This window comes from Chromobacterium subtsugae (genome assembly GCF_035919665.1).
Taxonomy (GTDB): Bacteria; Pseudomonadota; Gammaproteobacteria; order Burkholderiales; family Chromobacteriaceae; genus Chromobacterium; species Chromobacterium subtsugae.
This window is the reverse complement of the sequence record NZ_CP142381.1, coordinates 2113494-2125897: the sequence shown is the minus strand read 5'-3', so window position 1 is coordinate 2125897 and position 12404 is coordinate 2113494. Positions and strand designations below refer to the sequence as shown.

Here is a 12404-nt window from a genome sequence, read left to right as displayed (position 1 = left end):
TTATCGCTCCCCTTTCAGATTCAGCAGGTACTCGTCGGAAATCTCGGCCTCAAGGCTCAGTCTTTCCATGGGCGGCGGCGGAGTGAATTTGTACTGCAGCAGCAGATGGCCGGCAGCCAGCTCTTCCTTGACGTTGCGCGCGGGATCGAACCAGCAATGTCCGCCGAGAATGGCGCCGTCGCCGATCAGTTTGCGGAAAAAAGCGTTGATGCTGCCAACCAGGCTGTCGATCAACGGCTGGTCCAGCGGGCGATCCATGTATTGCTTGCTGAAATAGCGCAGACTCTCGTTGATGATGTCGGCGGTACGGCGCACCGGAATGAAATTCCTGATATGCGACAACACCGGCCAGGCGGCGGAGCGATTGCCCCAAACCTCCCAGCCGCTGCCGAAGGCATTGAACACCGTGACGATGCCGGCTTCGTTGAGCAGGTTCACTTCGGCATTGGCATCATCCAGCAATGCCGTCAGCGGCCTTTCGATGCCGATCACGCCCTGGATTCCGGTGTTGGATGGCGACCACCAATAGCCTTTGTCCAGGTCCTTGCGCGCGATCACGCCGGCCAAGCGCTGGCTGAACGGCTCCAGCCGCGGCGCGTTGGTTTGGTCATCCCACACCTTCAGATGCGGGTAGCACAGGATGGCGCGCTCGCTGCCGACGTTGAAGTTGATCGCGCCACCCGGCCCCCGCCCTTGCAGCGCCTGCTGCACCGAAACGCCGATAGGCGCGTCGATCAGCGCGAAAGCGCCAGTCTGCTCGGCCACGGCCACCATTTCCGCCGCCACAGAAGCCTGGGTGCAATAGGCCGGCGCGATCACCAGCTTGGCCAGGAAGCCGAACGCGCTGAATGCGTCCTTGGCAGCCTTCAAGCCCGTGCGGCGGCCGGCGGCATCCACGCCGCCGATGATGTCGGCCGCGGTCACCTTGGCGGGATCGGCATAGCTGTAATTCGCCCGCACGGTGGCCAGGCTGGCGATCGCGCCGGCTTTCAAACGCGACAGCTCCCCGCTATCGGCATCCAGTTGGTAGTCGACTCCGGCTACGTAGTTCCTGCCGCCATCCAGGCTTTTCAATTCCAGGCCCATCACCGCGGGATGACGCAAGCGCGCGCGGCCCGAGCTATCGAAGCTGACGTTCTCGTTTTCCACCGCGCTCTTGTGGAGAGAGGAGTCCAGCACGTTCAACACCAGAACCGTGCCTGCGCCTTGATCGTAAATGGCAGCCAGCGCCTGCGGGATGGTGAAGCCGGCATGGCCACGTCCAAACGCCGCGGCATCTCGCTCCGACAGGCACAAAGTCAACTCGCCCGGCTTGCCCTTGGGAGCCGTGCCCACCAGCAAGATGGTGGCGGATTTCACCACCCGTACCGGCCGCGCGCCCTTTTCCACTTCGATGGTTTCCACTCCGTGCAGAAAATTAGCCGGCATGAGTCTCTCCTTGGTTGAGCTGGCGGTCTGCTGGCTGCAAATAGCGCTGAGCCAACAGCGCGCGGGTATATTCGCCGTCCTCGGGCAAATCAGCCTCTTGCCCGCAAAACAGCATCACTTCGCGGCCATCGGCCAGCGTAACGCCGGACGGCGGGCCATCGTAGCGGTAGATCATCAAGCACCCTCCTCGTGGTTGACTACGGTGAGCGACGGCGCGGCCTCCCCATCCAGCTGCGCCACCGCCAATACACGGCAAGCCAGATGCACCTTGCAGCGCCAGCCATCCTGGCCCTGCTGAATCCGGCTATCCCGTACACGCCGACAAGGCTCTGCGCCTACCGGCCGAAACCCAAGCAAGCAGCGATATACCGCCGCCAGTTGTGCATACAGTCCCTTGTCTGTGCGCAATTCGCTTGCGCTCAACTGCAGTTCAAAGCGCAAAGTGCGCCATTGCGCTGTCCCCTGCCTCCGCCCCAAGCGGGAACCGCGGTATGCCAGCCATGCCGCCGTTTCTCGCCGTGTCGGCGGACCCGGCAACACTGGCATGTCCAAGAGCTGCAAAGCCGCTCCCAGCCGCTGGATGCAGGCGTCTTCTATCGCAGTGACCATGTCCATAGTGAATCCCGAGTAAAAATGAAAACCCTACCAAGCTCGCTTGAGCATCTCCGCCGCGATAGCAGTCAACACCGCGACCACGCAGCCGCTGATGGCGCCGACGCGCGCTGCTTGTTGCTCCACTTGGCGCAGCCGAGCGTCCAAGCCATCCAGCCGCTCGCTCTGTCCCACTTGGCTGGCCGCTATCATGTCCAGCTTGCCCTCGATCCGGCCAAGCGCGCGGGTCAACTCCCCACCGCTTTCCAGCATCAGCACCAACCTTTTTCATGGCTTTTCTGGCAAATCAGGCAACGCCGGCAGCCGGGAACTGCGCGGCGGCGCGATGCAGGAATATCATCGCCGCACTCCTGGCAATGGCTATAACTGGCCGCGCCGGCCAGGTTCATGCGCACCGCCTGCCGCGCCAAAGCCTCCTCCCGCTGGCGCTGTTCCAATGCCTGGGCTTGATCGAATAGATCAGTCATGGCGGTGCCTCCCGCCATCGTCCTCTGCGGAAAGGCCTCCGGCTCGGCTCCGGCGGGAGTCAATCAGCCTCAAGGCCGCGGAATACCCGCCCACCAAGCCCAGATAGAGCAGCCACTGCTCAGGGCCGAGCATGTCGCGCCCGCCCTGGTACAAAAACATGGCGGTGGCGGTCGCGCATGCCACATTGGCCCACAGCTTGGCATGCGACAGACGTCGGCTGCGGGGGTGGCAGATCAGATCGGAAATTCGCATTACGATTCTCCTTCGGGTCATTCGAGACAAACCGCAAGCAGGAAACAGGCATCGCGCATCGATGCGGCCGGACGGATAACAAATCGCCAGCCAGGCGTGCAAATTCATTGCATGCCCCGGCGGAGCATCGTTCACGCGCTGCCTGTCATTCAGAAAAGATTGCCGCGAGTTTGGCGCTGCGGTTTGCGGCCGATTCGGAAACAGCGGCACTCTGCATGCTGGAATGCCCTGATTGTGCCCAACGCAAGAAGAGCGCTGGAGCGGGAAGGTCTTCAGTGGCGGCGGGGATCGGTAGCCGCCGGGTCACTGCAATCGGTGCGCTTCAAAATGTCCCAAATGCGGCGGTCTGTCAGCCGATGCTGCTGGGCCAGCTGGCTGACCGCGGCATTGCTGCCCAACTCGCGGCTGAGCCGATCAAAAGCCTCGCAAATGGCGTAATCACGCAATCGACGCAAGGCGCTAGCGCAGCGCGGAATGTAAAGCAGGTCTCCACCGTAATGCTGGCAAAGCCGATCTGCCGCCTCCACTCCCACCACTTCTGCCAGAGCCAGGTAACGAGCCTCCCCCAGCCTGCTGCGCTTCTTGCTGACGGGAAAGGTGGTACCTCCCAAGTTCTCCACCAGTTTCAACGTATTAGGCAGTCCTATCATGCCGGCAATCAGGCGTACGGTTTCCGGCAACAAGTTTGGCAACTGTTCCAGCTTCATCGTCTTGTTCTCCTGGTATGTGCGAAAGTGCGGCAGCTTAATATTCGGTCCAGACCACCAGACAGCCGTTGATTCTGAATCGGCCAGCCTTCGGGCTGCTATAGAAGTCGTCATGGGCAGCATCGCCTTGGCCCGCCATCCGCCGGCAATCTGGATGCGGCTCTATGCGTATCGTCGGTTGCCGCGGCTCAAGCAACTCCACCCACATCACGGTGAAACCGAGCCGGGTCAATCTCTCCACCGCGGCAGCCACTCTGTGGGCCGAGGCGACGATGGCCGCATTGCGTAGCGGCCGCAATGGACTGTTCGCGTCTATCATTTTTTTCTCCCCCAAATCATCCACAAGGTTCATGGCGCGCTGGCGTTCCACTCCCGCGCAGCCAGCGGAGTCAAACCGTTCAGCCACCGGCAACCGGATGGTTTGCCACCCCAAAGATCGGAGCCGCGGCAACCAAGATATCCATCACGCCACAATGTCTCCAAAGTGGAAAACTTTCCTCCTTCCCAGAACTGTTTTTGAGAAAACAAACATGGCACTTTCCACTTTATCCGCTTAGAATTCCATGCAGGGGTTCGTCTGACTACCCTGAGAAAAGATTTCAGACACAGCCCAGGCTTACCTGACAAAGCAGGCCATGGTTTAGTGAAAGTCTTTTCATGGCACTGATGGCAAAAGCATAAGCGCCAACAAAGTGCAAAGTCAACTCGGGAAAACTTTTCACTTATGCCATGTGACGCCCACGCAACAGCCTGAAATTTCGGAAAAATACTGAAGTCCATCAGAAAAGTGGAAGGTTTCAATAAATCTCCACTGATTCAAGAAGGAAGCGAAAAGTGGGACCATTACTATCCGCCAGTGAAATCGCCGCGCTCAAATTGCCAGGTCTGCCCGGCAGCAAAGTCGCCATCGCCGCTCGGGCGGAACGAGAAGGGTGGTATGGCGAGGAAAGAACGGGACTGGGGGGCACCCGCAGGGTGTATCGCCTGCCCGAGCACTATTTGGTCAAGGCAGACGCGGGGACCACCCGAGCAGATGACCAGACCTCGTCGTATTCGGTCGGCGGCGCCCCAGCCAAACGGAGCGTTGCGATCAGCCCTCCCCAAATTGACTTGGAGACGCTGCAGATGGTGGAAACTGTGCTGGATCAGGTTTTACAGGAGCGCAACCTCAGACTGAAGTCGGAAAAGCGCGGCGCCGTGGTCGCGTTTCTATATGACTACGCCAGCAAAGGCGGCGGACGGGATGGCATGTTGATGGCGCTGCAAGCGCTGGTGGCATAGCACTGGGCTACTTGGCCAAGTGGCCATGTATCTTGCAGGGAACGGCTGGGATAACATCAAGACTTTTCGCATGCATATCAGTCATCCTCTGAATGCAAGACGAGACCCAACAGGCCTTGAGGGAACTGCTGGCCGGGGCACTTGAGCCCTCCCCTTCACGTGGCGGCCAGCCCCTCTCGCCCGGCCATCCGCGGGTCTCGCATCCCGCTCCGGACGCCGCCAACGATGCGCGCTATGACGACGGGCCGGCTCCAGCAACGATGGCGGGCGGCAACAAAAATGGCGCAACCCTGTTCAAGGTTGCGCCATTCTTCATCGCGTTCATCCATTTCTTTCTGGACGATGCCGGCCAGTGGCTGGCCGCCTGGGTATTGGCCTATCTCGCCCATGCGCGGCCGGGCCGCGCCGTGGTCAAACCCGCTGCGCGGCCTGCAATTCGTCCAGATAAGGCCTGATTTTGGCCGCGGCCACTTTTTGCAGCTTGCACAGCATGCCGTGGTTCACATCGCCCAGGCGGAACTGGCCGCGCAGGGTGTCTTCCAGGTGGCACAGCAGGTTGGCGGCCATTTCGGCATCAGCCAGCGCGCGGTGGGCGCGGCCGGTGTCCGGCAGGCTGGCCCAGCGGGTGAGCGTGCCCAGCTTGTGGTTGGGCGCCTGCGGCAGCAGCCGGCGCGACAGCAGCAGCGTGCAGGCGAAATCCTGCCCGCGCGCCAGGCCCAGCTGCGCCAGTTCGTAATCCCAAAACTTGCGGTCGAAGCTGGCGTTGTGCGCCGCCAGCGGAGCGGAGCCGACAAAGGCGGCGGCGTCGCGCATCACCGCGTGGGCCGGCGGCGCGGCGCGCAGCATGGCGTTGCTGATGCCGGTTAGCGCCTCTATCATCGGCGGCACCCGCACGCCGGCGTTCATCAGGCTTTGAAAACGGTCCACCACCCGGCCGTTTTCCACCATCGCCACGCCGATTTCGGTGGCGCGGCAATCCGGCCCCGGCGTGATGCCGGTGGTTTCAAAGTCGATGACGGCGACGCGCTGTCTCACGCCAAGGCCGCCTTGGCGGCCTCTTCCGGCGTCAGGCCGTCAAAAAACTGGTCGGTATACCATTCGGCCTGCTCTTCGATATGCTCCTGAGCCTCGGCTTCGGTGGCGCCGGCCGCCACCAGATGGGTTTCCACCTCGGCGCACCAGGCCAGCAACGCCAGGGTTTCCTCATCCAGTTTTTCTTGCGGCTTTTTCGACATCGGGTTTTCCTTGCAATTCAGTACATTATCGAGCCCGGCATTGTACCCGGCTTTGGCCGGCATGCAAGCGCCAAAACGCGCTTGCCGCGCCGTCAGTCGTCCACCCGGCCGCGCAGCGACTTGATGGCGCCGCGCTTCGACTTGCCGGCCAGCCGCCGCTGCTGAGAACCATAAGTGGGCTTGGTGGCGCGGCGCGCCTTGGGGGTGTGGCTGGCGCTGTCCACCAGCGCCTGCAGCCGTAGCAGCGCGTCGGCGCGGTTTTGTTCCTGGGTGCGGTACTGCTGCGCCTTGATCACCAGCACGCCCTCCTTGCTGATGCGCGTGTCGTTCAGGCCCAGCAATCTTTCGCGCAGCCACTCCGGCAGCGACGACGCGGCAATGTCGAAACGCAGGTGGATGGCGGACGAAACCTTGTTGACGTTCTGGCCGCCCGCGCCCTGGGCGCGCATCGCGGTGAACGCCACCTCATCCTCTTTGACGAGATAGCGGGAAACAGACATGGAGAAGAAAACGGTTTCTTAAAACCGCATTATAAGCCGCGCGGGCCGCCAGGTCCGCGCGGCTTGCCGCTTACGCGCCCAAACGGATGCGCCGTCGCAGATCAGCACCTGGCTGGCGACGAAGCTGCTGCCGATCAAAAACGCCACCGCGTCGGCGATATCCTCCCCTCCACGAAGCGCTTCCCGCCCGCGCGGGCGCTGACATGACTGGCAGCGAGCCCGCGCCCATCCATCTATCATTAACGCGCCGGCGCTTTTATTTTGATGCTCCTTGCCATAGCTAAAGGATTCTTGCTTAGCTCAAAAAACATGTTCCCACTTCTGACCGGAGAACCTGATGCGACAACTGACCATTCGCCAACTCATGTCCATAGGCACCGCCATCGCCGTCATCCCCTTGCTGTTCGGCAACCTGCTGATATGGCAGGGGAATGCCTCGCTGAGACAGGCCGCCACGGCAAGCGGCAATGCGTCGGCCGCCCTGCTGCATTTCAAAAACGCCCGCTACAACGTGGTGCAGATTCAGCAGTTCTTGACCGATGCCGCCGCCACCGGCGAAACCGCCGACGACTACCGGGACGAGGAAAGCAACTGGAAACAAGCCCTGACCGAGCTGGATACCCTGTCGCAACTTCTGCCGGAACTGGCCGCCGACCTGCAGACGCTGAAACCGCAAGTCAACCACCTGCACGAAGAAGGACGCGCGATGGTGGAGGCCTACATCCGGCAGGGCCGCGAGGCCGGCAACGCCATCATGAAAAAACCCGGCTCCGGCTTTGACGACACCACTGACGCGATAGACAAGAAACTTGAAGAACTGTCCAAGCGCATCGAACAACTATTCAGCGCGGCGAACAACGCACAGGAAAGCGCCCTGCGGCAAACCGCGCTGCTGAACGCCGCCATCGCGGCATTGGCCATTCTGCTCATACTGGCCGCCAACAGCTATCAATACCTCAGTCTGCGGCGCTTGCTGGGCGGCGAGCCGGCTTACGCTTCCGAAGTGGCAAAGGAAATAGCCGACGGCAACCTGTCCTTGCAGGTCGCTAACCAGTCGCAGTCGACGGACAGCCTGCTGGGCTCGATGAAAACGATGACGCAGAAATTGACGGAGCACCTGCGGCTGCTGGATCAGGAAACCAAGCAGGTCGGCCAGTCCTCGTACCAGATTTCCGAAATTTCCAAACACATCACCGACAACTCGGAACGGGAGCAGGGCCACTCGGATGAGGTGCGCCAGGCCACCACTGTGCTCGAGGAAACCACGGAATCGGTGCGCGCCATCGCGCAGAAAGTCAGCCAACACGCAGACCAGGCTCGCCTCAGCGCCAACCAGGGCATGGCCACCATGCGCAGCAATATCGAGGAGATGGGACGCGCCGTAGACGAGGCGCAGCAGGCAGAGGGCAAAATCCAGGCCTTGAGCGAGGCCAATCAGAAAATCCAGGTCATCACCCAGACCATATCCAGCATCACCGAGCAAACCAATCTGCTGGCGCTGAACGCCGCGATAGAAGCCGCCAGGGCGGGCGAAGCCGGACGCGGCTTCGCCGTGGTGGCCGACGAGGTGCGCAAGCTGGCCCACCATGCCGGCCAGGCTACCGATGAAATCACCGCCATCATCGGCAATCTGAACCAGCTGATAGAGGAAAACACTCAGTCGGTGCAGGGCATCATCGAGCGGACCCGCGCCGGCATGCAAAAAGCCGAAGAAGCCAGCACCGCCATCTCCAGCCTGGTGCACGACATCGACAACAATGTCCATGCCGCCCATCAGATCAGCGACGCCAGCTCCACCCAGATGCAGCGCCTGGACACTTTGCGCTCTACGCTGGCCAAGCTGCTGGACAATATGTCCGGCAACGCGCTGAAAGTGCGGACCACCGGCGTCATCAGCCGCGACTTGTACCGGGTGACGGGCAATCTGAGCCAGATCATGGAGAAATTCCGCTTCGACCCCAACTGGACGCCGACTGCGCGCAGCAACGAACACCGCCGCCATCCCCGCGTCAACAAGAACCTGCTGGTGCAGGTGGACGACGGCGGCCAGAAGCGCGACGCCACCACCGTGGACTTCAGCCTGACCGGCTTGCAGCTGCGGCTGCCGATGCCGCTGCAGGCCAAGGCCGGGAGCGAACTGCCGCTCAGCATCCAGCTGCCGCAAGACTCCATCGAACGCTATTCCAAGCAGCAACCACTGACGCTCACGGCCAAGTTGCTATGGACACGCAAAACCGAGGAAGGCGAGTTGTACGGCTTCTCGTTCGGCCGCCCGAACCCGCAGCAACTGGCGCAACTGGAACAAGCCTTCCTATTCTTCTGCCACAACCCGATCTACGAATAAGCGCGCCCGCCCGCAAATGACAACCCCCGCCGCAGGCCTGGCCTGGGCGGGGCGGGGCGGGGGTTTGCGATGCGCGCCAGCGCCGGATCAAGACTTCAGGTTTTTCACCAGGCCATCGCACACCGGCTTTTGCGCGTCGCCGGCCGGCAGCTTTTCGCACACGCCGTTCAGCTGGCCGGCCAGGCGGCCGATTTCGTCCGCGTGCTTCTGGTCCTGGTTCCAGGCCTTCAGGCGGCTGGCGATCTTTTCCAGCGAACGGCGGCTGCGCTCGTAGAAGGCGCTGCTGGAGCGGCCCGCGTCGGAGAAGACCTCGCTGGCGGCCTTTTCGATGCGATCGGCGTCCTGCGGCGCCAGTTCCACCGCGTTGCTGACATAGCTGGCGCCCCACTGCAGGCGGGTGGCCTGCCCTTCCGACGCCTGGTAGGCCTTTTCATACCAGGCCAGCGCCGCGGCCTTGTCGCCGCGCTCCTTGGCGTTGGAGGCCAGAATAAGCATGTGGTAGTACGGCGCGTGCGAGGTTTTCAATTCCGCCTGCAGCAACTTGTCCGATTCGTCCAGCAGGCCGGCATCGGCCAGCAATTCGCCGGCGGCGGTGATGACCGCCTGGCGCTGGTAGGGATTGGCGCTCGCCTTGTCCGCGGCGGCCACCTGGCTGCGCACGTCCGCCAGCAGCGACGCCGGCAGAGGCTGCTTGGGGTGTTGCTGCTTGAACTGCGACAGCAAGGCGGAAGTGGCGCCCAGGCGGTCGCCCCAAGACAGCGTGGCGTCCGCCTCCAGCGCCGCCAGCTGCCGGCCCCAGGCCTGCTGCAGCGCCTGCTTGCCGGCCGCGTCGTCGCCCAAGAGCTTGATCACATCGCTGGCGGCGTAAATCACGATGTCGGCGTTGGCGCGGCTAAGCTTGCCGTCGGCCAGCACCTGCAGCAGCTGCGCGCGCGCGTCTTCGTGGTCGAACGGCGGCGGCTCCTTTTCGCCCGCCAGCGCCGCCAGCGCCTTCAGCCGCAAACGGGTGGCGGTGGCGGTCTGCGCCGCCGGCACCCGTTGCGCCAGCTGCGCCAGCGTGGCGGTGACGTCCTTCTCCGGAATGATCTGGCCCTGGTCAACATCCCAGGCGTAGTCGGCCAGCAGTTGCCAATCTTCCGCCGCCAGCGGCTTGCCGGCCAGCGCGTCCGCCAGCAGCGCCTTCACCGGCTTTACCGTCACCAGGCCCAGCTGTAGCGTGCGCAGGTAGCGCTCGGGATCCACCTCGCCCGGCAGGCGGGTGATTTCCGTGCCGTCGGGACGGAACAAGATCATGGTCGGGTAGCCGCGCACCTTGAACTGCTCGCCCAGTTGCTGGGCGTTGGCGCTGTCGCCGTCCAGATACACCGGCACGAACTGGCGGGTAGCGGCGATGAAGTCGGGCCGGTTGAAGATGGTGGATTTCACCTGGTTGCACGGCGGGCACCACACCGCGCCCCAGTACAGGAACACCGGCTTGTTTTCGCTGCGCGCCTTGGCGAAAGCCGCCGGCACGTCGCCCTGCTGCCAGCTGATGCCGGGCGGCAGCGCGTGGCCGTCGGCGACATCGGCATGGGAGAGCGGGGCCAGGCCGGCCAGCACCAGGGACAACGCCAGTAAAGTACGCTTCATGATCCAGCCTCGTTCAAAATGGGTAATGGCCCATGCTAAACCAAATATTCACAAAGCATATAGCACAACTGGCGATTTGCTTAGCAAGCCCGCTGCAAATCCCTGATGCCTAGCCGGCTCCAAGCGCGAAATGACATTGACCTACCCGCGGCGAGCGAGGAAAAATGGGGCTCGTCACTCCGCCGGAAAACCCAGCCATGCCCGTGAAGAACCGCAAACATCGAATCTTGCTCTTGTCGTCGCTGCTGGCCCTCTGCTTGATCGGCCAGATCCTCTCTTACCGCACCGTCAACCTCTCCAGCCTATGCGCCGGCGCGATCATCGGCATCCTCATCGCCCAGCTATCGGCGGAACTTGATGCCCTGCGCGCCGTTTAGGCTTCGCGCAGTTCGAAATCGTGGCTGATGTCGGCGGTCTTGCCCAACATGATGGAGGCGGAACAGTATTTCTCCGCCGACAATTTAATCGCCCGCTCCACCACGTCCGGCTTCAGTTCCTTGCCGGTCACCACGAAATGGAAATGGATCTTGGTGAACACCTTGGGCTCGGCGTCGGCGCGCTCGGCCTCCATCTCCACCCAGCAATCCGTCACCTGCTGGCGCGACTTTTTCAGAATGGTGATCACGTCATAGCTGGTGCAGCCAGCGGTTCCCAATAGCAGCAGCTCCATCGGCCGCGGCCCCAGATTGCGGCCGCCGCCTTCCGGCGCGCCGTCCATCACCACCGCGTGGCCGCTGCCGCTCTCGCCCATGAAGCACACGCCGTCCACCCATTTCAGCCTCGCCTGCATCGCTTATCCCCTGCTTTTTCAATGAAAATGGCCATCAGACTATCATTGCCGATTTGGGACGACAAAGAATCACCTGTAGAATGGAAAGATTGTCCCGTTATATCTGAGCTGCACCATGCTGGTACTTGGTATTGAATCTTCCTGCGACGAAACCGGCGTCGCCCTCTACGACACCGAACAGGGCTTGCTGGCGCATCAACTGCACACGCAGATGGCGATGCATGCCGAATACGGCGGCGTGGTGCCCGAACTGGCCAGCCGCGACCACATCCGCCGCGCCATTCCGCTGACCGAAGCCTGCCTGCAGGACGCCGGCAAGCAGCTGGCCGACCTGGACGCCATCGCCTACACCCAAGGCCCGGGCCTGGGCGGCGCGTTGCTGGTGGGCGCCAGCATGGCCAACGCGCTGGCCTTCGGCCTGAACATCCCGGTGATTCCGGTCCACCACCTCGAAGGCCATTTGCTGTCGCCATTGCTGGCCGACCCCAAACCGCAGTTTCCATTTCTGGCGCTGCTGGTATCCGGCGGCCACACCCAGCTGATGGCGGTGCGCGGCGTAGGTAATTACGAAATCCTGGGCGAAACGGTGGACGACGCCGCCGGCGAAGCCTTCGACAAAACCGCCAAGCTGCTGGGCCTGCCCTACCCCGGCGGCCCGCTGCTGTCCAAACTGGCCGAATCCGGCAACCCCGGCCGCTTCACGCTGCCGCGCCCGATGCTGCACTCCGGCAACCTGGACATGAGCTTCTCCGGCCTGAAAACCGCGGTGCTGACGCTGACGAAGCAAGTGGAGGCCGAGCACGGCGCAATCGACGAACAAGCGCGGATGGACATCTGCCGCGCCTTCCAGGAGGCCATCGTCGAGGTGCTGGTGAGAAAATCGCTGGCTGCGATGAAGCAGGCCGGCATGAAGCGGCTGGTAGTGGCCGGCGGCGTCGGCGCCAACAAGCAGCTGCGCGCGGCGCTGGACGACGCCGCGGCGCGGCGCAAATTCGAGGTGTTCTACCCGCCGCTGGCGCTGTGCACCGACAACGGCGCGATGATCGCCTTCGCCGGCGCGATGCGGCTGAAATTCGCCGAACCGGCCGGCGGCTACAGCATCAAGCCGCGCTGGGACCTCTCCAGCCTGCCGGCGGTATAAACCCACCCATTTAGCCG

18 protein-coding genes are annotated in these 12404 nt (G+C 62.6%); 5 read left to right on the top strand and 13 right to left on the bottom strand.

Going from position 1 to position 12404, the window contains the following annotated elements; genetic code table 11:
• The 8 genes from U6115_RS10545 to U6115_RS10515 all read right to left on the bottom strand — a co-directional run bounded on the left by U6115_RS10545 (window position 1) and on the right by U6115_RS10515 (window position 3819).
• On the bottom strand, window positions 1–1428 hold the full coding sequence (locus U6115_RS10545; protein WP_043579117.1) for a phage tail sheath subtilisin-like domain-containing protein: 1428 nt from the start codon (window positions 1426–1428) through the stop codon (window positions 1–3).
• A complete protein-coding gene (locus U6115_RS10540) occupies window positions 1418–1603 on the bottom strand; it encodes a hypothetical protein (protein WP_043579116.1) in 186 nt (61 codons plus the stop codon). Before U6115_RS10540 ends, U6115_RS10545 begins: the two co-directional genes overlap by 11 nt.
• Window positions 1603–2037: a Gp37 family protein gene (locus U6115_RS22785; RefSeq protein ID WP_369816126.1), complete on the bottom strand. Its 435-nt coding sequence runs from the start codon at window positions 2035–2037 to the stop codon at window positions 1603–1605. The genes U6115_RS10540 and U6115_RS22785 overlap by 1 nt, the downstream gene beginning before the upstream one ends.
• 33 nt (window positions 2038–2070) lie before the next feature.
• Window positions 2071–2292 carry a hypothetical protein gene (locus U6115_RS10535; protein ID WP_080770304.1) on the bottom strand — a complete coding sequence of 74 codons (222 nt, stop codon included), beginning with the start codon at window positions 2290–2292 and terminating at the stop codon, window positions 2071–2073.
• Window positions 2292–2507 (bottom strand): TraR/DksA family transcriptional regulator, encoded by a 216-nt coding sequence (locus tag U6115_RS10530; protein WP_076098137.1) that lies wholly within the window; start codon window positions 2505–2507, stop codon window positions 2292–2294. Before U6115_RS10530 ends, U6115_RS10535 begins: the two co-directional genes overlap by 1 nt.
• A complete protein-coding gene (locus U6115_RS10525) occupies window positions 2500–2760 on the bottom strand; it encodes a hypothetical protein (RefSeq protein WP_047236604.1) in 261 nt (86 codons plus the stop codon). The genes U6115_RS10530 and U6115_RS10525 overlap by 8 nt, the downstream gene beginning before the upstream one ends.
• 272 nt (window positions 2761–3032) lie before the next feature.
• Complete coding sequence (locus tag U6115_RS10520; protein ID WP_043579113.1) at window positions 3033–3467, bottom strand: Mor transcription activator family protein; 435 nt, start codon at window positions 3465–3467, stop codon at window positions 3033–3035.
• A 37-nt stretch (window positions 3468–3504) separates the two neighbouring features.
• Window positions 3505–3819 (bottom strand): hypothetical protein, encoded by a 315-nt coding sequence (locus U6115_RS10515; RefSeq protein ID WP_047236603.1) that lies wholly within the window; start codon window positions 3817–3819, stop codon window positions 3505–3507.
• Between the two features lie 482 nt (window positions 3820–4301).
• Here U6115_RS10515 and U6115_RS10510 point away from each other — a divergent pair, with 482 nt between their 5' ends.
• Together U6115_RS10510 and U6115_RS10505 are read left to right on the top strand one after the other, a co-directional pair.
• Window positions 4302–4748, top strand: coding sequence for a hypothetical protein (locus tag U6115_RS10510; protein ID WP_146008330.1), 447 nt, complete (start codon window positions 4302–4304; stop codon window positions 4746–4748).
• Between the two features lie 92 nt (window positions 4749–4840).
• Window positions 4841–5203 (top strand): hypothetical protein, encoded by a 363-nt coding sequence (locus U6115_RS10505; RefSeq protein WP_146008331.1) that lies wholly within the window; start codon window positions 4841–4843, stop codon window positions 5201–5203.
• Here U6115_RS10505 and U6115_RS10500 read toward each other — a convergent pair.
• The 3 genes from U6115_RS10500 to arfB form a co-directional block, all read right to left on the bottom strand.
• Window positions 5160–5783 (bottom strand): 3'-5' exonuclease, encoded by a 624-nt coding sequence (locus U6115_RS10500; RefSeq protein ID WP_043579112.1) that lies wholly within the window; start codon window positions 5781–5783, stop codon window positions 5160–5162. The genes U6115_RS10505 and U6115_RS10500 overlap by 44 nt on opposite strands.
• Window positions 5780–5983, bottom strand: a complete 204-nt coding sequence (locus tag U6115_RS10495; RefSeq protein WP_021476013.1) for a hypothetical protein — start codon at window positions 5981–5983, stop codon at window positions 5780–5782. Before U6115_RS10495 ends, U6115_RS10500 begins: the two co-directional genes overlap by 4 nt.
• 92 nt (window positions 5984–6075) lie before the next feature.
• Window positions 6076–6483 (bottom strand): alternative ribosome rescue aminoacyl-tRNA hydrolase ArfB, encoded by a 408-nt coding sequence (arfB, locus tag U6115_RS10490; RefSeq protein ID WP_043579111.1) that lies wholly within the window; start codon window positions 6481–6483, stop codon window positions 6076–6078.
• A gap of 337 nt (window positions 6484–6820) precedes the next feature.
• Here arfB and U6115_RS10485 point away from each other — a divergent pair, with 337 nt between their 5' ends.
• On the top strand, window positions 6821–8827 hold the full coding sequence (locus U6115_RS10485) for a methyl-accepting chemotaxis protein (RefSeq protein WP_065202488.1): 2007 nt from the start codon (window positions 6821–6823) through the stop codon (window positions 8825–8827).
• Between the two features lie 87 nt (window positions 8828–8914).
• On the opposite strand, the gene U6115_RS10480 is transcribed toward U6115_RS10485, so the two are convergent.
• Complete coding sequence (locus U6115_RS10480; RefSeq protein ID WP_043579108.1) at window positions 8915–10456, bottom strand: thioredoxin family protein; 1542 nt, start codon at window positions 10454–10456, stop codon at window positions 8915–8917.
• Window positions 10457–10653: 197 nt separating this feature from the next.
• On the opposite strand from U6115_RS10480, the gene U6115_RS10475 reads away from it, so the two are divergent.
• The gene (locus tag U6115_RS10475; RefSeq protein WP_047257542.1) at window positions 10654–10833 is read left to right on the top strand and encodes a hypothetical protein; all 180 of its coding nucleotides are present in this window, start codon (window positions 10654–10656) and stop codon (window positions 10831–10833) included.
• On the opposite strand, the gene U6115_RS10470 is transcribed toward U6115_RS10475, so the two are convergent.
• The gene (locus tag U6115_RS10470; RefSeq protein WP_043579106.1) at window positions 10830–11246 is read right to left on the bottom strand and encodes an OsmC family protein; all 417 of its coding nucleotides are present in this window, start codon (window positions 11244–11246) and stop codon (window positions 10830–10832) included. The two genes, U6115_RS10475 and U6115_RS10470, sit on opposite strands and share 4 nt — an antisense overlap.
• Window positions 11247–11361: 115 nt before the next feature.
• On the opposite strand from U6115_RS10470, the gene tsaD reads away from it, so the two are divergent.
• Entirely contained in the window at window positions 11362–12387 is a 1026-nt protein-coding gene (gene tsaD, locus U6115_RS10465) for a tRNA (adenosine(37)-N6)-threonylcarbamoyltransferase complex transferase subunit TsaD (RefSeq protein ID WP_043579104.1), read from the top strand.
• The last annotated feature ends 17 nt before the right edge of the window (window positions 12388–12404 follow it).